Raw genomic sequence first — 22087 nt, 5'->3', positions numbered from 1 at the left:
GCGTGGTGCCTGTGCGAATTTCCCTTGCATGTGTCGGACCTCCGAAGACGGGTTCGATGGTGCTGGGTCGCTCCGCAGCCCCCTGGCGACCTGCCGCAGCAGGTGGTGCGCGGCCCTGCGCCCTGCCGCACCGGCCGCATCCGCCGGTGCCGGACAGGTGGACACAGGCCGCGACGCGGCCGGAGTCGTCCGCCGGCTTCACCGGGAGGAGGACTCCCGCCGCCGCAGAGCGGGCAAGGGGCGAGGACGGGCTGGGTGCGGCTGTGGTGGTAGCGCCCAACGCGGCCGGGAAGGAACGGCGGGAAACCCCAGCTGCCCTCCTGAAGTGCGGTGACCGAGCGTCAAGGCATGAACACCACACGGGTGTTGGCCTGTGTTGGTTTCTGCGCGGTGAACTTATTGGACTGAACCAATGCCGTCAAGGTCACGCACCACGTCCATCTCTGCGAGGGCATCCGCGCGGCAGCGGGAACTCATGACTCCTTGAGCCCGAGCAGTGCACGAGAGCGAGCCGTGTTTGGCCGACGCCTGGTCAGCCGGCGCAACTCGCCGAGCAGGGCACGGGACGGGTCGACCGGGCGAGACCCGGAGCGCCGGCACTCCCCCGACCCGCCAGGCCGGACGATGGCCCGGCCGCGTCATCACCCCCCACCGAGTGTGCTCGGCAATGCCGACCGCGACACGCCGGCGACCGGAGCCGAGCGCACATCCGAACGGGTGAAACTCGCGACGGCCTCCCACCACAGGGCGACCTCACCCACGAAGGACTCCGTAGCCACTCCCCCGCCGGCCGGTCAGCCGCGCTCGAACGCCCGCTCGCCCGCCTGGGTACTGGGTTCCGCCGCTCGCCCGGGTCGGCGCACGCCGGGCCGGAGGACACCCGGGCCGACTCGGAGAGGTGCTCGAAAAGTACCTGTTCGACCCGGGCTCGCCCGGAGGTAATCCACTTGAACGGGCCATTCGAACAGCACCATCATCGAGCCGTCCGCCTGCACCGATTCACTGAACTCCGCTTTCTGTCACCCCACTTGTGGCTCGGAGCGTGCCGACTCGCTCGTCCTGCACGCCCGCGCGCCGAGCCGCTCTCCGAAGAGTCCACGGCAAGGGGGCGAGACCGACCTGCACGCCGCACCCGCACGAGAGAGCGAGGAGTCCGCCCGTTGATCGACTACGGGGCCCCGACCGACGCGCCCGGTCTCAGGATCCCGCCATACCCCGCACTCCCGCCTGCCGCGCGTACCGCCGCAGCAGCCGACCAACCCATCCGGAGGACCCCGTGCCCCACCTCCACCGCACCGACGTCCCGGCCGACCCGGCCGGCCCCGCGCTCCGACCGTCCGGAACGGGCCCGCCCACGTTGGTCGTCGGCGTCCACCTCGTCCTCGCCGACGAAGGGACGGTGCTGCTCGGCCGGCGCCGCAACACCTCCTACGCCGACGGCCTCTGGCACCTTCCCGCCGGACACATGGAGCGGGGCGAACCCGTCACCCGCTCCATGACCCGCGAGGCCGAGGAAGAACTCGGCATCACCATCGCCGAGGCCGACCTCGCCCTCGTCCACACGCTGCACCACCTCGACGCCGACGACGGGCGCAGCCGCCTCCAGCTGTTCTTCAGCACCGCGCGCTTCGACGGCCGGGTGCGCAACGCGGAGCCGCACAAGTGCGCGGAACTTCGCCGGTGGCCGCTCGACCGGCTGCCGGCCGACACCGTCCCTTACACCGCGCACGCCCTCACCGAGATCGCCCGTGGCAATCCGCTCTCCACCCTCGGTTGGGCGGCATGATCCGGCCGGCGCTCCCCGACGCGGCCGACCGACTGCTCCACGAGACGGCCGGCCCGTACGTGGTGCTGGGCGCGCACTCGCGGGACCGGGCGGGTCTGCCGACGGTGTGGGAGGTCCGTACCGGTGACGGTCGCCGTCTGTTCGCCAAGCAGCTCAAGAACGAGCTCATGCACCGGCGCGAGACCGCTGCCCACCGCGGCCTCGTGCCGGCCCTCGGCCCGGGCCGGGCCCCGGTCCTGCTGGCCGAGGACACCCGCTCGCGGCTCGTCGTCACCACGGCGCTGCCGGGCACCCCGGCCGTGAAGGCGGCGCTCGGCCCGGCCGAGGAACGCGAGGTGTACCGGCAGGCCGGCCTGCTCGCCGCACGCATCCACGCCCACCCTGCCATCGGGGGCGTGGTCGGCGAGCGGCTGCCGTGGGGCCGCGAGCGCGAGCGGGCGCTCGACCGAGCCCGCGAGGCCCGGCTCCCCGCCGAGGACATCGAGGTCCTGGCCGAGGCCACCCGCGTCGAGCCCCCGCACACCTCCCCCGCCGCCTGCCACGGCGACTTCGGCCCGCGGAACTGGCTCGTCCACCGCGAGGACGGCGGCCGCCTCACCGTCGGTGTCGTCGACTTCGAGCGCAGCCAGGTCAAGGAGCCGGTGCGCCGGGACCTGATGCGGGTCGTGTTCCAGCTGACTCCGCGACGTCCCGATCTCCGCGCGGCGTCCCGATCTCCGCGCGGCGTTCCTCGACGGCTACGGGCGCGGGCTGACGCCCGAGGAGTGGGCGGCGTGCCGGGCCTGGGCGGCGATCGACTGCCCCGCCGCCTTGCGCTGGGCCCGCGACCACCACCACGACGAGGAGATCCTGGGCTGCGCCCGCACCGTTCTGGACCAGCTGCGCCGTCCCGGGCCTGCCGTCCGAAGCCCCCTGTCCGTCGAACATCCCTGGAGGTAGCACCGTGGAGAGCCTTCGCCAAGCGGTGGCCGTGATCGCCCACGACCGGGCCCGGAACCTGGTCGTGACCGTCCACTACGCCGCGAACAGCTGGAGCACGGCACCGGCATGGACGATCCCCGGCGGCAAGGTCGAGGTCGGTGAACTCCTGGACGGGGCCGCCGCCCGCGAACTGCGGGAGGAGACCGGGCTGATCGTCGAGCCCGAGGACCTGGCCCTCGTCCACACCGTCCAGGTCAGCGCCGGCTGGGACGGCAAGGGCCCGTTCCTGCTGTCGGTGTTCCTCGCCACGGCCTGGCGCGGCGAACTGGTGAACGCCGAGCCGGACAAGCACCTCGCCGTCGTCTGGTCTCCGGCCGACGCGCTGCCGCTGCCGATGTTCCCGACCTCGCACGCCGCCCTCACCCACCACCTGTCCGGCGGGCGCGGCTTCTCCACGTACGGCTACGACGGCGGGGCCTTCGATCCGCGCACCCTGGTCGGCGCGTGAGCAGCACCGCGGGCCGGCACCGGCGGCCGCCCGCACCCCGGTTGCCTGACGACGCCGACGCCCGGCTGCAGGCCATCGCCGGCGGGCAGCCCGTCGAGGAGGAGGGCGTCGCCGTCTTCCCCGGCAGCACCGTCCCGTACGCCCACCGTCCCGTACGCCTACCGGACCGCGCACCGGCCGGTCACCTCTGCGGCCGGAGGCGAGCAGAGCGTAGCGGCCCGCGATCGGAGGAAGGAACTGATCGGGTACGACGAACTGAACGGGGATCAGGAGTGTCCCTGTCAATGACGGACTTCAGTCGGAAGGGACACGGTTGTGACGACGAGTGGGAAGCACACGGGCCGGCGAGCGGTGCTGGGTGCGGGTGCGGGGGCGGTCCTGGCCCTCGCGGTGCCGATGGGCGGGACGGCCCGTGCGGAGGACAGGGTGTCGCAGCGCGGCGGCGGGGTCACCCGGGCGCTCGCCGATCTCGAGCGCGAGCACGGCGCCCGGTTGGGTGTGTTCGCGCGGAACACGGTCACAGGTGCGCAGGTCCGGCACCGCGCAGAGGAGTTGTTCCCGATCTGTTCCGTACACAAGATCGTGACGGCGGCCGCGGTGCTGCGTGACCGCGACCGGGACGGGGAGTTCCTCGCCCGACGCATCCACTACACCGCCGAGGACGTCACCGCCTCCGGGTACGCGCCGATCACGGGCACGCCCGAACATCTGGCCTCCGGCATGACGGTGGCCGAACTGTGCGCCGCGGCGCTCGACCACAGCGACAACGCCGCCGACAACCTCCTGCTCCGCGAGCTGGGCGGGCCCACGGCGATCACCCGGTTCTGCAGGTCCCTCGGCGACCGGGTGACGCGCCTGGACCGCTGGGAGCCCGCCCTGAACTCCGCCGAGCCGGGGCGCGTCAGCGACACCACGAGTCCGGCGGCCATCGCGCGGACTCTCACCGATCTCCTCCTCGGCACCGCTCTCGCCCCGCGGGACCGCCGCCGGCTGACGGAGTGGATGCTCGCCAACACCACCGGCGCCGGCCGCCTGCGCGCCGGCCTCCCCTCGGGCTGGGCACTCGCGGACAAGACCGGCACCGGAGACTACGGAGCCACCAACGACGTCGGGATCGCCTGGACGCCGGACGGGACGCCCCTGGTCCTGTCCGTGTTGTCCACCACGACCCGCGCGGACGCCACCGCCGACGAAGCCCTGATCGCCCGCGCGACCGCCCTGGTCGTGCCGGCACTCGGCTGACGGCCCTGCACCGGCCTGCTCCCGGCCCGGACGGGGGCGGGCCGGGAGCAGGCCTGGCCAGGCCAGGCCAGGCCGGGCAGGTCAGGGCGGACCGGGGCCGCGGCTACGATCCGGTCATGAGCATCGTCGGACGGTACACGCGCCTGACACCGGCTCAGTCGGACCGCGCGGTGCGGGAGCCCGGCTGGGCACGGGAGTTGGCGGAGGAACTCGCCGAGGCGGAGGCGGAGCGGCAGTTGTCCGTGGCGGACCGGCGGTGCCACGGGGTCGGCACGGCCTGGCACGCACTCGCCTTCCTGCTCGACCGTCGGGGCTTTCCGGTGGACCTGCTCCACGACGCAGCGGAGGTACCGGACACGGCCGCACCCGGCTACGGGCCGCCGCGGTTGCTGGTCCCGGAACGCGTCCGGCTCGCCGCCGACTCCCTCGCCGAACTCCCGCCCCACGTCCTGACGGAAGGTGTCGCTACCGACGATCTGGCGCAGGCGCACGTGCACCCGGCCGGTCTGTGGCAGCGGGAGGACGCGCTGGAGGTGGTGGCCGGGCACTACTTGGAGTTGGCGGCGTTCGTCCGCACGGCCGCCCGCTACCGGCACGCCCTGCTGGTCCGCCTCGGCTGACCGTCCGGCCCCGACCGCTCCCCCGGCCAGAGGATTCGGGCGGCGGACGGGGCAGCAAGCACGCCAACCGCCGCACAGCAGAAGCCCGGAGAGAAGATTCGACGTGTCTTCGGATCTCGCGGCAATTCAGGTCGGGATCTGACCTCAATGCCTCATAACGTAGTTCCTGACCGACGGAGCACGTACTCACCGTAAGGCGGACACCTTGAACGAGACCCGGACGATCGACGAGCCCACCACTGCGCCCACCCCCACCGGGGAGCGTGCCGACCTGCTGGTGGCGCTGGCCAAGCAGCGGCACTTCCTGCGCTTCACCACCCGCGACCTCACCGACGAGCAGGCCGGACAGCGGACCACGGCCAGTGAGCTGTGTCTGGGCGGCCTGGTCAAGCACGTCGCCTCGGTGGAGCGGACCTGGGCGGCCTTCATCGTGGAGGGTCCGTCGGCGATGCCCGACTTCACCGCGATGACCGAGGCCGACTTCGCCCGCCGCGCCGACGAGTTCCGGATGCTGCCCGGCGACACCCTCGCCGGCGTGCTCGCCGACTACGAGGAGGTCGCCCGGCGCACCGACGAGCTGGTCGCCGCGCTCCCGGACCTGGACACCGCCCAGCCGCTGCCGAAGGCCCCCTGGTTCCAGGCCGACGAGGCGTGGTCGGCCCGTCGCGTGCTGCTGCACGTGGTCGCCGAGACCGCTCAGCACGCCGGCCACGCCGACATCATCCGCGAGTCCCTGGACGGCTCGAAGAGCATGGGCTGACCCGCGCCCGCAGTCCCGCGGCCCGTGTCCGGCAGTCGGTGGCCGACTGCCGGACACGGGCCTGCGGGCTGCCACTGCGACCTCCACCGCGACTGCGACTGCCTCGACGACGGGCGACTACAGCACGTGGTGGCCGTCAGCCGCCGCTGGCGGCGGGTACCGGCTCGGGCTGCGGGGCAGGGATGCGCCGCGGGAGGAGCAGTGGGGTCGCCAGCACGAGCACGCCGGCCAGGGCGATGGCCGTGCGCGGACCGAGCAGGGCGCCGAGCACGCCCCAGACGGCGGTGAGGAGGGCCGTCGCGGCCTTGGTCGTCACCGCCCAGGCGGACAGCGTGCGGGTGGTCCGGTCGGTCGGGGTCCGTTCGAGGCGGTAGGTGGCGCAGACGGGGTTGAAGACCGCGCAGCAGAAGATGAGGCCGAGTTCGACGCCCATCACCAGGAGCAGGCCTGCGGTTCCCGGTCCGACGAAGGCGAGGCCCACGGGCCACGGTGCGCGCAGGGCGCCGGCCGTGACGAGGACCCGTCGTTGTCCGAACCCGGCGGCGAGGGGTCGGGCCAGGCGCGCACCGAGCAGTCCGCCGATCGAGGGGACGGCGAAGGCGAGGCCGTACTGCCAGGCTGCGAAGTCGAGCCGGCCGAGCATGAGGACGGCGAGCAGTGGCTCCGCGGCCATCACCAGGCCGTTGAACAGCGCGGTGTTGAAGAACAGGGCGCGCAGGGTCGGGTCGGCGAGGATGTACCGCCAGCCGTCGAGCAGGTCGCGGGCCCGCAGGCGCTGGGCCGGTCGGGGTTCGGGCGGTGGCTCGGTCCCGCCCGTGGCGCGGATGCCGAGGGCCGAGAGCAGGTAGCTGGCCGCGTCGGCCGCCACTGTCGCCACCGGTCCGAGGAGACCGATCGCGGCGCCGCCCAGTGGGGGGCCGACGATGGTGGTCGTCCAGGCGGTGGACTCGAACCGGGCGTTGGCGACGAGCAGGTCCTCGGCCGGCAGCAGGATCTTCAGGTACGCGCCGGAGGCGGCACGGAAGGTGATGTCGGCGGCCGCGACGACGACCGAGACCAGCAGGAGCTGGACGAAGGTGAGCACGCCGAGCGCGAACGCGGTGGGGATCGTCAGCAGTGCGGCGCACCGCACCAGGTCCGCCGCGATCAGCACGGGCCGTTTGCGGCGGAACTCCACCCAGGGGCCGAGCGGCACGGCCGCGGCCGCCCCGACCGCGGCGCCCGCGGCGGAGAGCACGGCGACCTCGGCCGGTCCGGCGTGCAGCACCCGGACGGCGATCAGCGGGAAGGCCCCGAAGGCGAGCCACGTGCCGAGCGCACTCGTCCCGTACGCTGCCCAGAGCCACCCGAACGGCCGCCCCGGCCGGTGTCCGCTCCGCACGTCCGACACCCCTCGCCCCGCACCAGTGACCCGTACCCGTACCCGTGACCCGAACGATCGGTCCGCGATCGAACCGTTCAGAGGGAGCACCCTACCGGGGGTCAGGACCGCCTCGGGACCGATCGCCCCGCGCCCTTCCGAGGGCAGCGGGGGCGCCGGGGCACCGTTCACCGGCCGGGACCGCGGACCGCTCAGGGCATGCCGGGCACGGCCGCCTCGAAGGGCAGCGGGCGGTGGAAGACGACCCGGGCCCGGCCGGGGCCGTTGTAGTCCTCGACCGAAGTGGCGTCGAAGCCGAGGCTGCGGTGGAAGGCGATCGAGCCGGTGTTGCCGGGCGAGGTGATCGCCTTGAGCTGCCGTGCGCCTTGTCGGTGCGCGATGGCGGCGAAGGCCGCGTACAGCCGGCGGCCGAGGCCGGTGCCCCGGGCGTCGTCCCGGGTGGCGACCAGGTGGACGTATCCGGTGCCGTCGGGGGTGGTGAACCCGATGAGGTAGCCGTGGATGCCGTCGTCCGCGCGGGCGACCAGCCAGGTCTCGCCGAACTCGTGGACCAGCGCGTCGAGGTGGAGGGACCGGAGGTCCCGCTCGCCCCAGTAGCGGTGGTGGTCGGCGAGGACCTGGTGGAGGTCGGCGATGGTGCCGGGTGTGATGTGTGGTCGCACTCCGGGATCATGGCAGGCCGGGCGTGGACGCCGTGCACCGCCCGGACACCGGGGTGCGCGTCATCCGGAGACGGACGGCAAGCAGCACCCGCCGGGTCAGTCGGGAGGACGGCCTGCCTGCCGCGGGCTCCGGGCCTCCTGGCGGGACTGCTCGACGTGCTCGGCCCGGTCGGTCTCCTCGGCCCTCTCGGCGTCGTCGGCCTGATCGGTCTCCTCGGCCCCTTCGGCGTCGTCGGTCAGCAGGGGCGATCGGGTCAGCACAAGGACGGCGGCGCAGACCACGGCGGCGGAAGCGGCCGCCAGGACCAGGGGCAGCCCGCTGCGCACCTTCTCGCCGAACACCAGGGTCCCCCACAGGACGGAGACCACCGGGTCGCCCAGCGACAGCCCGGGCTGTACGGCGAGCAGGCTTCCGGCATGCACCGCCGACTGCAGCAGGAACATGGATCCGGCGCCGACGGCGAGCATCGCGTACAGCTGCCACGCCGCGAACACGCTGCCGATGCCGGCGGAGGCGTCGGCGGTCGCCCCTTTGATCAGACCTGCGGTCAGCCCGAAGCCGCAGCCGGTGGCGACGCCGAGGATCGCCGCCCTGCGGGTGCCGTCGGCGGACAGCGCCCACCACACGCCTGCGGCGATCAGCAGGGCGTTGACCCCCAGGGCCAGGGCCCAGGTCGGACCGGACGCCCGGGTACCGGAGTCGGCGGACGGCGACAGACCGAGCAGCAGCCCGGCCAGGCCGCCGGCCATCGCCGCCACGGCGCCCCACTCGCGCCACCGCATCCGGCTGTGCAGGAGGAGCGAGGACAGCAGGAGCGTGGCGGGCAGGTCGAGGACGAGCAGGGACTCGACCACCGAGAGCTTGCCGTTGGCGAGGGCCTCGGCCTGGAGCAGGAATCCGAACGTGACCGCGGTGACCCCGCCGAACCAGACCGGCCGGTGCAGCAGGTGCCAGACCAGGCGCCAGTTCAGGCTCTCGCTCGCCGGCCGGGTGCGTGCCTCGCGGCGTTGCAGCACGGAGGCCAGGCCGTTGGCGAAGGCGGCCAGTACTGCCAGCAGCACACTCAGCACGGTGGATCAGCCCTTGCTCCCTCGGCGGTGTTCGTCGGTGTCCGCTGCCGTCGGGACGGAACGGGCCGGCCCTGCGGCTCCTGCCGTTCGTGCCCGGCCGGTCAGGAGGCCCGGAACGGCACGGGCCGGGAGTGCCTCGCAGGGCGGCGCCTGCCCGGGATCGGCCCGCTCCATGCACGGGCCGGTCCGGCCGGACCCGCACCGACCGCCCCGGCGCCACCGTGGGCAGCAACGGCGGGGGCACCGGCGCCGGGACACCGAGGGGCGGGGACGCCGGGGCGGGACGGATGTGGGCTCAGTGCTCGGCCGGGCAGAGGGTGTCGTGTGCGGGGCGTCGGCCGTCGACGAGGAAGCGGGTCACCAGCTGGTCGCCGCAGGCGTTGCCGTGCGCGGCGTAGGCGTCGTGGCCGCCGGAGTCGACGCTCACCAGGCGGGCCCGGTCGCCGAGTGCGGCGCGCAGGCGCAGGGCGCCGGCGTAGGGCGTGGCGGGGTCGCGGAGGTTCTGCACCATGAGGATGTTCGACGGCCCGTCGGGCGTGATCCGGGTCGGCGGTTCGGCCGGGTCGGTGGGCCAGAAGGCGCAGGGCATGACGTTGACCGGCATGCCGGCGGTCAACGGGTGCGCGGTGCGGTCGGCGGTGACGGCGCGGGCGTAGCCGTCGGCGGAGCGGGGCCAGCGGACGTCGTTGCACATGGTGGCGGCGGAGGCTGCGACGGTGTTCTGCATCGCGGCGTCGGGCGGGGTGGCGGCCGGGGGCAGCTCGGCGCGGCCGTCGGCGGCGAGCATCAGGCGGGCGAGCCGGGGGAAGCGGGCGTCGTCGTAGAGGGTGTCGAGCATGGCCGCACGCAGGGCGTTGCCGTCGAGTCGGGCGGGATTGGCGCCGGGCCAGGGCAGCGGGGCGGTGTCGAGGCGGCCGGCGAGCCGCAGGAACAGGTCGCGTACCTGCTGCGGGGTGTCGGCGATCCGCTGGTCTCCGGCGGCGGGGGCGGAGGCCCAGGCGGCGAAGTCCGGGAAGCGGTCCTCCGCGCCGGTGGCGTAGGCGGCGAGCCAACCGCGTTCGACGCGGCGCGGGTCGGGGTCGTCGTTGCTGTCGAGGACGATCCGGTCGGTGCGGTCGGGGTACATGGTGGCGTACACGGCGCCGGCGTAGGTGCCGTAGGAGACGCCCCAGGCGGAGATCCGGCGTTCGCCGAGGGCCTGGCGGATGCGGTCCATGTCGCGGGCCTCGTTGCGGGTGCTGATGCTGCGGAGCACGGGGCCGCCGTTGCGGGTGCAGGCGTCGGCGATCCGGCGGGCGGCGGCGAGGTTGCCGGTGACGGAGCCGTCGGGTGCGGGCCAGGGCAGCAGGGTGGTCATCGACAGGTCTTCGTGGGCGAGCCCGCAGTCGACGGGGCTGCTGCGGCCGACGCCGCGGGGGTCGAAGCCGATGAGGTCGTAGCGGTCGAGGACGGACCGGGGCAGTCGGCGGACGGCGTTGGTGGGGCCGTTGAGTCCGGGGTTGCCGGGTCCGCCGGGGACGATGAGCAGGGCGCCGCGGCGCTGGTCGGGGCGGGCGGCGGTGATCCGGGAGACGGCGAGGTCCAGCTGCGGGCCGGCGGGATCGGCGTGGTCGAGCGGGACGACGAGGGTGGCGCACTGCTGGCGGGTGTCGGCCGTGCTGTCGGGGCAGCTGCCCCAGGCGATCGGGGCGGCCGGCCGGGTGACGGCGGTCGCGGGCGGGGCGGGCCGGGTGGCGGCGGTCGCGGGCGGGGCGGTGCCGAGGAGGGTGAGGAGTGCGGCGGCGGCCGTCGCGGCCGTGGCGTGGGCGATTCGCATGCCGAGCAGTCTTCGCGGCCGGGATCGGCGGGGCGATCCTGTCGGCACCCGGATCCGGCCTGGTGCGGGCTTCACCCGCATCCGGGGGCTCGCCCCACCCCGGGGTCGGCGGTGCGCCCATGTGCGGCCCCGAGGTGGCCGCCCGGGCACCCTGACCCGGTGTCAGGAATTCGTTCGGTGGAATTCGCGGAATATCCGCCGGTGGCCCTTGAGGGAGAATTCTGACGAGACCCCATCAGATCAATGGTAAAAGGGTTCCAAAAAGCCGATCACGTCTGATGACGATCGAGACGTGATCTGACATACCGGACTGGTCGTTCAGTTTTCCATCATCCAGCGCGCGTAGCGTACGACCGCCGAGCACGGGGTGGGCATCATGGGCGACAGGCCGTCCCGCAAGGCCGCCGAGGTGCGGGAGCTCCTCGGAAGGTGCCCGCCCCACCCGTCCGCCCGAAGGCCGGCGCCGTCAGGCGCCACCGGTCCGGCGCGGGACCTCGAAATTTGGCCAGGCGCACGTGAGCACCATTCGTCCGCGTATTCCTGAGGACCCGTCCGGTAATTCCGTCCGACATGCTGCAGTCCTGGATCACCGCGCTGACCGGCGGCCGGCTGCGCTGGCAGAAGCTGCGGCGCACCGGCGAGGTCGACGCGCCCGTCGCCGTCTGACCCGCTCCCCCTGCCGTTCCGACCTGCCCCGGTCCTGCTCCCCACCACCCGAAAGGCCACCATGACCGCGCCTGCCCACTCCGGGTACTCCCCGCCCGGCACCGGGCCGTCCGCCGGCTCCCCCGCTCCCGCTCCCGTTCCCGTGCCCGTTCCTGCGCCGACGTCTGGTTCCGGCTCGGGTGCTGCGCCCGGCTCCGGTGTCGGACCCCGGCAGGAGGCCGCCCGGCCGGCCCGGGCCGCGACCGCTACCTCGACCTGTTGCGTGCGCTGGCGCTGGTCCGCGTCGTCTTCCTGCACATGTTCGCCTGGGCGTGGCTGCCGATCGTCTTCCCGTCGATGGGCGTCATGTTCGCGCTGGCCGGCTCGCTGATGGCCCGCTCGCTCTCCCGGCCCGCCCTCTCGGTGATCCGGGGCCGGCTGCGCCGCCTGCTGCCGCCGCTGTGGCTGATGGGCGCCATCGCCGTACCGGGCATGCTGCTGCAGGGCTGGACGGCGGCCGGCTCCGGCCACGGCGTGGCGGGCTGGTGGGGCCGGATGCTGCTGTGGATCCTGCCGGTCGCCGACCCGCCGTACGCCGAGCACCTGCCCGGCGTGCACGGGCTGCTGGACACCTACTGGGGCGAGCACGCCGCCGGACCCGCTCTGGTACCTGCGCGCCTGCCTGTGGTTCGTGCTGATCTCCCCGCTGGTGCTCCCGCTGCTGCGGCGCGTGCCGCGGTTGGTCGTCCCGGTGCCGATGCTCTTCTGCGGCGTCCTCGAAACGGGCTGGGTGGACCTGCGCCCGGAGCTGTACGGCATCGTCGACGGCCCGGCGATCTACGGCTCCTGCTGGCTGCTCGGCTGGCCTACCAGGAGGGCGTGCTCGCCCGGATCCCCCGCTTCCTGGTGCCGTCCATCACCCCGTTCGTGATGGCCGCCGTGCTCTGGTGGACGCTCAACGGCACCAACGACACGGGCGGGCCGAACACCCTGGAGGACAGCACCCTCGGCCGGGCCGTCTGGTCCTTCGGCTACGTGCTGATCCTGCTGAACGCCGCGCCGAACTGGCAGGAGCGGCCGCAGGCGCTGCGGCGCTGGAGCGGCTGGATCGGCCTGCTGAACTCACGCGCCGTCACCGTCCACCTCCGGCACAACCTGGCGATCACCGCGGCCATCGGACTGATCGGACTCACCTGGGGGGTGCCGCTGCTCGCCGAGAACGTGCCGTGGCTGCTCGACAGCGAATGGCTGGCGATGGCGTTCGCCTGGCCGCTGATCGGCCTGTGCATCGTGACCTTCGGCTGGATCGAGGACCTCGCTGCGAAGCGCAGACCCCGGCTGTTCCCCTACCCGCGGCGGCCGCGGGCGAGCCGCGCGCGGCACCGCTGAGCCGACCGTTCGGGGAGCGGACCCCAGGGGTGGACACCGCCCCGGGCCGGGTCGTCCGCGCGGCTGGCGCCCGCCCCGGCCGCCGGGGGTGCGGCGGCCGGAGCGGGTGCCTCGGCCGTCAGCCGCCGAAGTTCAGTGCGTAGAGGCTGCGTACGGAGTCCGCGGTCACGAAGTCCATCGGGACGGTGCCGAGCACCGGGCGCGAGGCGTGGTCGAGTCCGCCGAGGTAGCCGCGGAGCTTGGAGGCGGCGGCGTCGGCCGCCTGGCGCGGCCACAGGCCCCAGCCGGAGCTGGAGGTGAAGGTGAGGAACAGCCGGTTCGGGTCGCCGGAGGCCCGGGCGGCGTCCAGGTGCGCGGAGACCTCGGGCCACTTGCGGTTGTAGAAGTCGAAGATCGTGCCGATGTCGTAGTCGTCCTCGATGTCGGTCCTCGACCCGCCCCAGCGGATGCCGGGGAGCGCGCCGTTGTCGGCGAGCAGCACGATCCGGCCACGGACGTCGCCGAGCCGCGGTATGCGGTCCTCACTCCACATCAGGCCCGGCCAGCGGCGCTGGTAGTCGGCGAAGATCGCCCCGAAGTCGGCGTCGGAGACGCTGGAGTACTCCTGCTTGACCCGCATCACCACGGTCTCGCCGGGGTGGGCGGCGAGGAAGGCGCCGACCTGGTTGAGCACGTCACCGAAGAAGATCTTCTGGAAGAACTGCGAGTGGTGGATCGCGAAGACTCCGTCGATCGCCCGGCACCGGATGTCCAGGAACCTCACGCCCGCGGCCAGTTGGTCCGGGACTCCGAGGGTCTGCGTCTGCACCAGCGCCCCGCCGTACAGGGCGCAGGTGTCGTGGGTCCCGGGCAGGGTGAGCCGGGACAGCACCGCGTCGGGGCCGAGGGCGCCGAGCCAGTCGGCTCCGCCGGGGACGGCCGCGGCCCGGGCGGCGGAGGCCCGCGGCGCACCGAGCCCGAGCCCGGCGCCGGCGAGGGTGGCGGCGAACGCGGAGCGGGCGAAGGTGCGTCTGGTGATCGGAGTACCGGACAGGGACAAGGGGTCAACCTCCTGGTGACGGTCCGACAGGTCATGGGCATGCCCATTATTGGCGGCGGTCCGACCTTCCGGCCAGACCCGCGACGCAACCCGCCGGACGGCCGCCGGGTGTGCGGCGTCCCCTCCGGGCGCGCCGCGCCTCCTCGACCACGAGGTCCACGAGGTCCACGAGGTCCACGGTGGTGGTGCACACCGCCGGCACGCGGTCGACCACACCCTGCCCCGGATGCCCGAGCCTGCGTAACCGCGCCGCGCGCGCGTCGTTGGGCGGTGCGCCGCACCCAACCGTGCGTGCACAAATGACTGAGAGGGGCATCCGATGGCTGAGGCCTACTTCGCGTTCCAGTGCTTTCCCACTTCGCAGGAGTTCGTCTTCAAGCTGACCGAGGACGCGAAGATCGAGGAGGCACGCAAGATCCTCCGCGGCGAGCAGAAGGACAAGGTCCATGTGACGGGGCGGCTCGTCAAGCGGCCGGCCTCCTACAACCCGGGCTGGAGCTACCACATGGACCCGACCACCATCAGCTTCTTCGAGATGGCCATCGAGGTGTGCGACGCCAGCCCCGCGTACGTCGAGGACCACCTCGACGAGGCCTGCGGCGCCTTCCTGCCCGGCTGCTTCTGGTGCCCCTGGAGCTCGACGCTCACGCGCGAGGTCAACGGGGCGACGGCGGCCGGCACGACGTCCTCCGCCCCTGCGACCCTCCAGACCAAGTCGCTGTCGAACGGCTGGCCGGCCCTGAAGGGCACCGCCTTCGCCTCCGGCATCGACGCCGTGTGCGGCGTACCGGACAACGCCACCGACCTGTACCTCTTCAAGGGCGACCAGTACCTGCGCTACAAGGTCGCCGAGGAGAAGATCGCCTCGGGGCCCAGGAGCCTCGGGGACGGCTGGTCCGGCCTCAAGGGCACCGCCTTCGCCAGCGGCATCGACGCGGCCTCGCTCGTCCCGGACAACACCACCGACGTCTACCTGTTCAAGGGCGACCAGTACCTGCGCTACCGCACCGGTGACGAGAAGATCACCTCCGGACCCAAGAGCCTCGCGGAAGGCTGGTCCGGCCTCAAGGGCACCGCCTTCGCCACCGGCGTCTCCGCGGCCTGCAGCGTTCCCGGCGAGCCGACCAGCCTGTACCTGTTCAAGGGCGACCAGTACGTGCTCTACCGCACCCGCGACGAGAAGATCACCTCCGGACCCAAGAGCCTGGCGTCGCTCTGGGGCATCGACGGCGTCTTCGCCAAGGGGCTCGACGACGCCTGCCGGGTCCCCGGCGGCACCGGCGACCTGTACTTCTTCAAGGGCGACCAGTACGTCCGGGTGCGCTGACCTGGACCCGACCGTGCCGGGCGAGCGCCGATCGCGCAGGGTCGGCGTCACCTGCGGGTGCCCGGAGCGGCCGGGGACCCAGGTCTTCGACCCCCGGCCGCTGCCGAGACCACCGGGAGGCGAACCCGCGGGCCCCTTGCCTCCCGGATCCCGCGGCAGGACGTTCCGCCGGGCTGACACACTGAGGCCGACGCGCAGAGCGGCACGGAGGATCCGGACGCCCATGCTGAACCCGTTCGACGCCCCGGCGGCGGTCTCGGCCGCGGCCGAACCGCTCGAGGACCTGCTCGACGACTGCAACCACGTGGCGTCCGTGGAGCTGTGCCACGTCCTCCCCGTCACCGGGACGGCACCCGGTCCCGACCCGATGAGGCGTCTCGCTCAGGCCGTGTACGACGCGGGGCCCGGTGGATACCGGGTGGGGACGCCGGTCGAGCCGTTCGAGTCACCGCAGGCCCGGCGGGAGGTTCTCCGCCGTCAGGTGACCGACGGGTTCATGCAGCCCGCCCGGCGGTACTCGGATCCCGGCCTGCGCACGCCCGCCCGGCTCCGGCGGACGGGCGAACTCGCCGATCGTGTCTGCGACCTGATCGAGGCGCACCCGGGGCCCGTCCGATGCTCCGACGACGTCGGCGGCCCGCACACGGGCAGCATCCAGTGGCGCAACCTGCTGCCGGTCACCGACGACTGGGCCACCGTCCTGGCCTTCGGCATCCACGACCGACCGGACACGCCCCGCCGACGGCGGGCGCCGCGGACCTGCCGGAACCTCCGGCGACCACGCCCGGCAGGCAGGCGGTCAGGCAGGCAGGCGGTTGCCGCCGATCGGCACGTCAGGCCCGCGCCGTCGGCACGGGCGGGAGGTGCCGGGCGGCCTCCTCCGCGGTGAAGGACGAGGCGAAGGTGAAGGCGCGCGGGGACGGACCGTTCGCCCGGAGCTCCGCCAGCCGTTCCAGGGCCTCACCGACCGGCGGCAGGTGGCCGGCGGGCACCCACCAGAGGACCAGGTGCGCCTCGACGTGCCGTTCGAACCAGTCGCGGCGCCGCCGCATGACCTCCAGGTGCCCGCTGCGGTAGGTGAAGTCCCACAGCGCCTCCTGGCTCTCCCACACCGACAGGTTGACGATGACGTCCTCGCCTGCCGGACGCAGGGCGGCGGCGTTGGTCTCGCCGTCCCCCACGAGCCGCCACACGAAGCCGGGCGCCGCGTCCGCGGCCGTGTTGACCGGGTCGAACATCTCGACGAACGGCGCGATGCGGGGGTCTTCGAGGGGGTACCGGAGCGTGGCGAGGTTGAGTTGGGCGAGGTGGGCGGCGCGCGTGGATGCGGTCATGGTGTCATCCCAGCACGGTCGCTCTCTCTATGTCAATCATCATTGTTTTTAGAATCCTCGACCACCACGCAGCACTCCCCCGGCCTGGCGTCCATACGGGCGCGGACGGGTCCGTCGGCGCCGAGCAACCCCTCCAGCAGGGCGAGGTTCATGCCGCACACCAACGGTGGGAAGCGCTCCGCCACCGCGTGGAAGGGGCAGTTGCGCATCCGGACGACGCGCGCCGCGGCTCCCTCGCCGCCGCCCTCCGCGTGCGGCTCGTAGCCGCGGGCCGCCAGCACCGCCACGGCCTCGTCGAGGCCCCCGCAGGGTGCGGCCGAACCGCGCAGCGCCTCGCCCCGCCGGCGCGCCGCCTCGCACAGCCCGGCGTCCAGACCGGCCTGTTCGGCCGCCTCGGCGAGCAGTTCGGCGGCGGTGCGGTAGTCGCGGGCCGGCAGTGACACCGACCGTTCGGCCTTCGCCCTCGTGTAGACCTTGGCGGGGCGGCCGGCGCCCGGCCCGGAACGTCCCGTCAGCCGGCGCATGCCGGTCTCCAGCAGCCCGGCCTCGGCCAGTCTGTCCAGGTGGTGCGCGGCGAGCGTGCGCGCCACTCCCGTCGCCTCGGCGGCCTCGTTGCGGCCGACCTCGCGCCCCTGGGCGGCCACGTACTCGTACAGGCGGCGCCGCACCGGATCCTGCAGCACGGCGATCGCGTCGATGTCCTCCATCCGGCCATTCTAGGAACAATGCAGGTAGGAGATAGAAAGGCGGCCGCTACCTCCGCGGGGTCACCGGGACAGACCGGTGAGCATCAGGAACTCGGCGCGGGAGCGCGCGTCCTCCCGCAGGGTTCCCAGCAGGGTGGAGGTGAGGGTCCTGGAGCCGCCGGCCTGGACGCCGCGCAGGGTCATGCAGGTGTGCTCCGCCTCGATGACCACCCCGACGCCCTTCGGGGCGAGTCGGTCCTGCAGCCAGTCGGCGACCTGCTTGGTCAGGCGTTCCTGGACCTGCGGGCGGCAGGCGAAGTGCTCGACGACCCGGGCGAGTTTCGACAGGCCCAGGATCCGCCGGCCCGGCAGGTAGCCGACGTGCGCGGTGCCCACGAACGGCAGCAGGTGGTGTTCGCAGACCGAGCGCAGCGGGATCGAGCGCGCGAGGACGAGTTCGTCGTAGCCCTCGTCGTTGGGGAAGGTGGTCAGGTCGAACGGCCGGGGGCTGAACATCTCGGCGTAGGCGCGGGCCATGCGGCCCGGTGTGCCGCGCAGGCTCTCCGAGTCGGTGGAGATGCCCAGGGCGTGCAGGAACCGGGCGGCGGCGTCCTCCGCCGCGGCGAGGTCGACGCCGTCGCCGTCGTGGACGACGTGCAGCGGCACCGCGGCCGGCGCCGGGACCGGTGCAGGAGCCGACGCACGGGTCGGGAAGTCGTACGTGGTGGTGGACTCGGGTGTCGAGAAGTCGTACATGGCGATCACCGCGGAGAGGTCGGGAGCGGGGTGGCTGCTCATGTCAGCGGCCGGTGGTGTCGAGAACGGGCGCGTTCCGGCCGGCGGCCCCGACGGGGCCGGTCGGCGCTTCGATCGGCCGGGTGACGAGAGCTGCGATGTCCACGGGGGACCCTCCGGAAGGGACGGTTCGAGGGGCGGCCGGCGGGCGAGGCCGGGATTCGGCCGAGGGGCGATCAGGTGCGGTCGGGGCCGGTCCGAGTGAGGGTGCAGCCCTCCGCCCGGGCGGCCCCGTCGGCGACCCGGACGCCGTAGCGGTGGGCGGGCTCGCCGCCGAGGTACCCGGAGACGCCGAGCACGGCGAGGCTCACCGCCGACAGCGCGAGCTTCCCCGCTCCGACGCTGCCGGTGGCGCCGTCGGCGTGCCGCCAGAGGAAGCCGGCGGCGTACGCGCAGGTCACCAGGAGGTTGAGCGACATGTGCACGAGCGCCGTGCGCATCGCCGGGGTGCCGCGCGGGATGGTGAGCAGGTCGAGGAACCCGACCAGTGCCGCGGCCAGCGCACCGAGCACGCCCACCGCGATCAGCCACATCGCTCCCCGCGCCAGGAAGGCGGGGTCGTCCACCAGGTGCGAGGCGGTGTCGAAGACCAGGGCGGCCACCCACGCCCCGATCGGGACGGTGACCAGCATCGGGTGGAACGGGTGGCCGTGGGGGCCTGCCACCACCGCACCGACCGGCCGCTTCGCCTCCGCCGGCCGCGTCGCTTCACCCGGCCGCGCCGCTTCTCCCGACTGCTTCGCCCGGGTCTGCTGCTCGCTGGTCATGCCGGGCCCCTTTCTCCGCCTTTTCACCAACAAGTGTTGTCCTTATTCGGGTCGCCCGTCAAGACGGGCAGGCCACAGCTCCACCAACGGGGGCGTGTCGCCGTGCGTGGGAGTTATCGTGAACAGGTGACCAGTGACGAGAGCGACCGGGGCACGGCACCGCAGGAGCCGGCCGACCGCATCCGGTCGGTGAGCGTGCTCGGCGAGGAGTCGCGTCGGCGGATGTTCGCCTTCGTCCGACGCGCCGGCCGGCCGGTGACCCGGGACGAGGCGGCCGCGAGCGTGGGCATCTCCCGCAAGCTCGCCGCCTTCCACCTCGACAAGCTCGTCGACGCCGGTCTGCTGCAGGCCCGCTACGGCGCGCCCGGGGCCGTCCGCAAGGTGGGCCGCCAGCCCAAGGTCTACGAGCCGACCGACGCCCAGATCACCGTCTCGATCCCCGACCGTCGCCACGAGTTGCTGGCCGACCTGCTCCTGGACGCCGTCCTGGCCCAGAGCGGCGGCGGCAGCGCGGCCCGGGCCGCCGTGGACGTGGCGGCCGGCCGCGGCCGCCGGCTCGGCGAGGAGGAGCGCGAGTCCGGGCGTCCCGGGCGGCTCGGGGTGGAACGCGGGCTGACGATGTGCGAGCAGATGCTGGAGACCTACGGGTACGAGCCCGTCCGGGAGTCGCCGACCGAGGTCCGGCTGCGCAACTGTCCGTTCCACCCGCTCGCCGCCAAGGCGCCGGAGCTGGTGTGCGGCATGAACCACGCCTTCCTCGACGGCTACCTCCGGGGCCTGGAGGTCCCGGGCGTCGAAGCCGTCCTCGACCCCGTTCCCGGGGAGTGCTGCGTCCGCCTGCAGCCCGCTCCCCCCGCGCCCGGCGCCGACCGCTGAGACGGCCGGCCCCGGAGGAACGCCCGGCAGTTGCCTTCGACGGGCGCCCGGACGGTAGATGTCAGGGGCGCGCGGGAGCACTTCCCGGCCGGAGGCCGGGGGCGAGCCGCTCGGCCCGGGAGTGGCGTTCCTGGCGCATCCGGCTCACCCCTGTCCGCACGGCTGCCCGCCGCCGCATCGCGCGGCTCTCCCCCGGCCCGGCGGCCGGGAAGTACCCCCACGCGCCCCCGGTGTGGCCACCCGAGCGCCCTTGGGGACACGCCTCAGGCCGTGCCTGCGGTGGCGGCGAGGAGGTCGTGCAGGAGGGCGCGGACCTCGGCCGGGTCGGCGGCGGCGAGTTCGGGCATGCCGCCGCCGCTGCGGGCGAGGACCACGCCGGTGAAGGCCGCGACGGCGAGCTCGGCGCGCAGCTGCGGGCGGTCCAGGCCCTCGCGTTCGAGGCGTTCGCGCAGCGGGTCCACCAGCCGGCGGTGCAGGTGGGCCCGGACGGCGTCCTGGACGGCGGAGTCGTCGGAGGGCAGGACGACGGTCTGGAAGGCGGGCCCGGGGCCGCGCTGCTCGAAGCGGTCGAGCAGTCCGGCGAGGCGTTCCTCGTCGAGCAGGTCGGCCGGTGTGGCGTCGCCGTGCTCGGCCTGCACGGTGGCCAGGTACAGCTGGGTCTTGCCCCCGTAGTAACGGGCGATCAGCGCCGGGTCGACGCCGGCCCGTTCGCCGATCTCGCGGATGGTGGTGCGGTCGAAGCCGCGCTCGGCGAAGAGTTCGATGGCCGCCCGCAGCAGCAGCTCCCGGCTGCGCGCCGCGTCCCGGCGCCGCTCCCCCGCACTCGCCTCGCTCACGCGGGTGCTCCCTCCTCCCGGGCGCCCTCGCCCTCGGCCTCGCCGCCCGCCGCCCGGACGGTGATGCGCAGTCCGTTCCCGGTGGCCGCCGTGGCCCCGCGCCGCGGCAGGACGATGGTAGCCGCCCCGACCACCGCCCAGACCGCGCAGCCGATCAGCGCGGCGGCCGTGTAGGCGTCGCCCGTGGGCAGGGCGTGCCCGACGGGCGTGTGGGCCTGGAGCACCGCGCCGCTGAGGGCGCTGCCGGTGGAGTAGCCGACGTAGCGGAGCACCTGGTTGAAGCTGATGGCGCTGCCGGTCTCGTGGGCGGGGACGGCGCCGACGATCAGTCCGGGCATGACGGCGAAGGTCAGGCCTACGCCCAGCCCGGCGAGGCCCATGACGGCGAACGGCTCCCACAGCCGGTCGCGGCCGGACAGGAAGGCCAGGGTGGCGAGCAGGGAGACCGCGCAGCCGATCGGCAGGATCGCCGCGGTGCCGGTGCGCCGGGCGAGGCGGGATGCGATCCGGCTGGTCAGGATGCTGGCCGCGGAGAACGGCAGCAGTGCGAGTCCGGCGACGGTGACGGTGGCGCCGAAGCCGTACCCCGCGGAGGCGGGCGTCTGGACGAACCGGGTCACCAGGGACATCAGCAGGTACATCCCGATGCCGGCGACCAGGCCGGCCACGTCGGCGGTGAGCACCACCGGGTTGCGCAGCGAGCGGAGGTCGACGAGCGGGTGCGGGGTGCGCAGTTCGTGCCGGACCCACCACAGGAGCAGGAGGGCGGAGGCGGCCGCGAGGGCGAGCAGGGCCGGGGAGGTCCAGCCGAGGACTTCGCCCTCGCTGAGGGCGAGGAGCAGTCCGCCGAGGCCGGTGCCGAGCAGGCAGGCACCGAGCAGGTCGAGCGGCCGGGCGGGGCGGTGGGTGGTCGGCGGCAGGACGAGGATGCCGGCGGTGAGCGCGGCGGCGCTGATGGCGGCGCCGAACCAGAAGGCGGCGTGGACGCCGAGGGACTGGGCGATCAGTCCGGTGAGGGGGTAGCCGAGGCCGACGCCGGCGACCGTGGTGAGGGAGAGGACGGCGAGGGCGGAGCGGGAGCGTTCGCCGGGCACGCTGTCGCGGGCGGTGGCGATGGCCAGCGGGGTGAGGCCCAGTCCGACGCCCTGCAGGGCGCGGCCGGCCATCAGTGCGGGGAATCCCAGGGGGAGGGCGGCGAGCACGCTGCCGGCGAGGACGGTCGCGGCGGCGGCCAGCATCACGGTGCGGCGGTGCGGGCCGTCGCCGAGCCGTCCCATGACGGGGGTGGCCACCGCGCCGACCAGCATGGTGACGGTGAGCGACCACTGGGCGTCCGCGAGGGAGACGTGGTCGACGGCGGCGATCGTCGGGACCATCGGTGCCCCGAGGCTGCTGATCACGGCCACCACCGTGCCGAGGAAGACCAGGACCGGCACGAGTGCCCGTTGCCGTCCCCCCGCGCCCGTCTCCGCGCTCGCCCGCATGGCCGGTCCGCCTCTCCGCTCGTTTGTCATCATGCGATGTCTTCACATGATGACATGCGGTCGGACGGCTGCGGGAGGGGGCCGGGGCCGGGGCCGGGCACGCCAGCGGGGCGGGCACCCGACCGGGTTGCGGCCGCGGCAT

Annotated in this window: 20 protein-coding genes; 9 read left to right on the top strand and 11 right to left on the bottom strand. The window is 73.9% G+C overall.

The window, feature by feature from the left end; all coding sequences use genetic code 11:
* Positions 1-1276: 1276 nt before the first annotated feature.
* The 6 genes from AB0442_RS18080 to AB0442_RS18055 all read left to right on the top strand — a co-directional run bounded on the left by AB0442_RS18080 (position 1277) and on the right by AB0442_RS18055 (position 5837).
* Entirely contained in the window at positions 1277-1786 is a 510-nt protein-coding gene (locus AB0442_RS18080) for an NUDIX domain-containing protein (RefSeq protein WP_366163906.1), read from the top strand.
* Entirely contained in the window at positions 1783-2760 is a 978-nt protein-coding gene (locus tag AB0442_RS18075; RefSeq protein ID WP_366163905.1) for an aminoglycoside phosphotransferase family protein, read from the top strand. The genes AB0442_RS18080 and AB0442_RS18075 overlap by 4 nt, the downstream gene beginning before the upstream one ends.
* On the top strand, positions 2730-3215 hold the full coding sequence (locus tag AB0442_RS18070) for an NUDIX domain-containing protein (protein ID WP_366163904.1): 486 nt from the start codon (positions 2730-2732) through the stop codon (positions 3213-3215). Before AB0442_RS18075 ends, AB0442_RS18070 begins: the two co-directional genes overlap by 31 nt.
* A 396-nt stretch (positions 3216-3611) precedes the next feature.
* Complete coding sequence (bla, locus tag AB0442_RS18065) at positions 3612-4457, top strand: class A beta-lactamase (RefSeq protein WP_366163964.1); 846 nt, start codon at positions 3612-3614, stop codon at positions 4455-4457.
* A 116-nt stretch (positions 4458-4573) separates the two neighbouring features.
* Entirely contained in the window at positions 4574-5077 is a 504-nt protein-coding gene (locus AB0442_RS18060) for a DUF1877 family protein (protein WP_366163902.1), read from the top strand.
* Positions 5078-5282: 205 nt separating this feature from the next.
* Positions 5283-5837, top strand: coding sequence for a DinB family protein (locus AB0442_RS18055; RefSeq protein WP_366163901.1), 555 nt, complete (start codon positions 5283-5285; stop codon positions 5835-5837).
* 136 nt (positions 5838-5973) lie between these two features.
* On the opposite strand, the gene AB0442_RS18050 is transcribed toward AB0442_RS18055, so the two are convergent.
* From AB0442_RS18050 to AB0442_RS18035, 4 genes are all read right to left on the bottom strand, one after another.
* Positions 5974-7218: an MFS transporter gene (locus AB0442_RS18050; protein ID WP_366163899.1), complete on the bottom strand. Its 1245-nt coding sequence runs from the start codon at positions 7216-7218 to the stop codon at positions 5974-5976.
* Positions 7219-7409: 191 nt separating this feature from the next.
* Positions 7410-7880 (bottom strand): GNAT family N-acetyltransferase, encoded by a 471-nt coding sequence (locus AB0442_RS18045; RefSeq protein WP_366163898.1) that lies wholly within the window; start codon positions 7878-7880, stop codon positions 7410-7412.
* Between the two features lie 96 nt (positions 7881-7976).
* Positions 7977-8942, bottom strand: a complete 966-nt coding sequence (locus AB0442_RS18040; protein ID WP_366163896.1) for a DMT family transporter — start codon at positions 8940-8942, stop codon at positions 7977-7979.
* A gap of 304 nt (positions 8943-9246) precedes the next feature.
* Positions 9247-10767, bottom strand: coding sequence for an alpha/beta hydrolase (locus AB0442_RS18035; RefSeq protein ID WP_366163894.1), 1521 nt, complete (start codon positions 10765-10767; stop codon positions 9247-9249).
* 924 nt (positions 10768-11691) lie between these two features.
* On the opposite strand from AB0442_RS18035, the gene AB0442_RS18030 reads away from it, so the two are divergent.
* On the top strand, positions 11692-12801 hold the full coding sequence (locus AB0442_RS18030; protein ID WP_366163892.1) for an acyltransferase: 1110 nt from the start codon (positions 11692-11694) through the stop codon (positions 12799-12801).
* A 118-nt stretch (positions 12802-12919) separates the two neighbouring features.
* Here AB0442_RS18030 and AB0442_RS18025 read toward each other — a convergent pair whose 3' ends face one another.
* Positions 12920-13840, bottom strand: a complete 921-nt coding sequence (locus AB0442_RS18025; protein WP_366163890.1) for a phosphatidylinositol-specific phospholipase C — start codon at positions 13838-13840, stop codon at positions 12920-12922.
* Between the two features lie 319 nt (positions 13841-14159).
* Between AB0442_RS18025 and AB0442_RS18020 the strand changes: the two genes are divergently transcribed.
* Positions 14160-15167 (top strand): hemopexin repeat-containing protein, encoded by a 1008-nt coding sequence (locus AB0442_RS18020; RefSeq protein ID WP_366163888.1) that lies wholly within the window; start codon positions 14160-14162, stop codon positions 15165-15167.
* A gap of 833 nt (positions 15168-16000) precedes the next feature.
* Here the strand turns inward: AB0442_RS18020 and AB0442_RS18015 are convergent.
* The 4 genes from AB0442_RS18015 to AB0442_RS18000 form a co-directional block, all read right to left on the bottom strand.
* Positions 16001-16501, bottom strand: a complete 501-nt coding sequence (locus AB0442_RS18015; RefSeq protein ID WP_363549146.1) for a DUF3291 domain-containing protein — start codon at positions 16499-16501, stop codon at positions 16001-16003.
* Positions 16502-16533: 32 nt separating this feature from the next.
* The gene (locus tag AB0442_RS18010; RefSeq protein ID WP_366163886.1) at positions 16534-17208 is read right to left on the bottom strand and encodes a helix-turn-helix domain-containing protein; all 675 of its coding nucleotides are present in this window, start codon (positions 17206-17208) and stop codon (positions 16534-16536) included.
* Positions 17209-17268: 60 nt separating this feature from the next.
* Entirely contained in the window at positions 17269-17985 is a 717-nt protein-coding gene (folE, locus tag AB0442_RS18005) for a GTP cyclohydrolase I FolE (RefSeq protein WP_366163884.1), read from the bottom strand.
* 173 nt (positions 17986-18158) lie between these two features.
* Entirely contained in the window at positions 18159-18749 is a 591-nt protein-coding gene (locus tag AB0442_RS18000) for a DUF2231 domain-containing protein (protein WP_366163883.1), read from the bottom strand.
* A 126-nt stretch (positions 18750-18875) separates the two neighbouring features.
* Here AB0442_RS18000 and AB0442_RS17995 point away from each other — a divergent pair, with 126 nt between their 5' ends.
* Positions 18876-19625 carry a helix-turn-helix domain-containing protein gene (locus tag AB0442_RS17995; protein WP_366163881.1) on the top strand — a complete coding sequence of 250 codons (750 nt, stop codon included), beginning with the start codon at positions 18876-18878 and terminating at the stop codon, positions 19623-19625.
* A 263-nt stretch (positions 19626-19888) separates the two neighbouring features.
* Here the strand turns inward: AB0442_RS17995 and AB0442_RS17990 are convergent, their stop codons facing one another.
* A complete protein-coding gene (locus AB0442_RS17990) occupies positions 19889-20461 on the bottom strand; it encodes a TetR family transcriptional regulator (protein ID WP_363549158.1) in 573 nt (190 codons plus the stop codon).
* On the bottom strand, positions 20458-21897 hold the full coding sequence (locus AB0442_RS17985) for an MFS transporter (RefSeq protein ID WP_366163879.1): 1440 nt from the start codon (positions 21895-21897) through the stop codon (positions 20458-20460). The genes AB0442_RS17990 and AB0442_RS17985 overlap by 4 nt, the downstream gene beginning before the upstream one ends.
* Positions 21898-22087: the final 190 nt, after the last annotated feature.

Source organism: Kitasatospora sp. NPDC085895 (genome assembly GCF_040702125.1).
Taxonomy (GTDB): Bacteria; Actinomycetota; Actinomycetes; order Streptomycetales; family Streptomycetaceae; genus Kitasatospora; species Kitasatospora arboriphila.
This window is presented reverse-complemented; position numbering and strand designations above follow the sequence as displayed.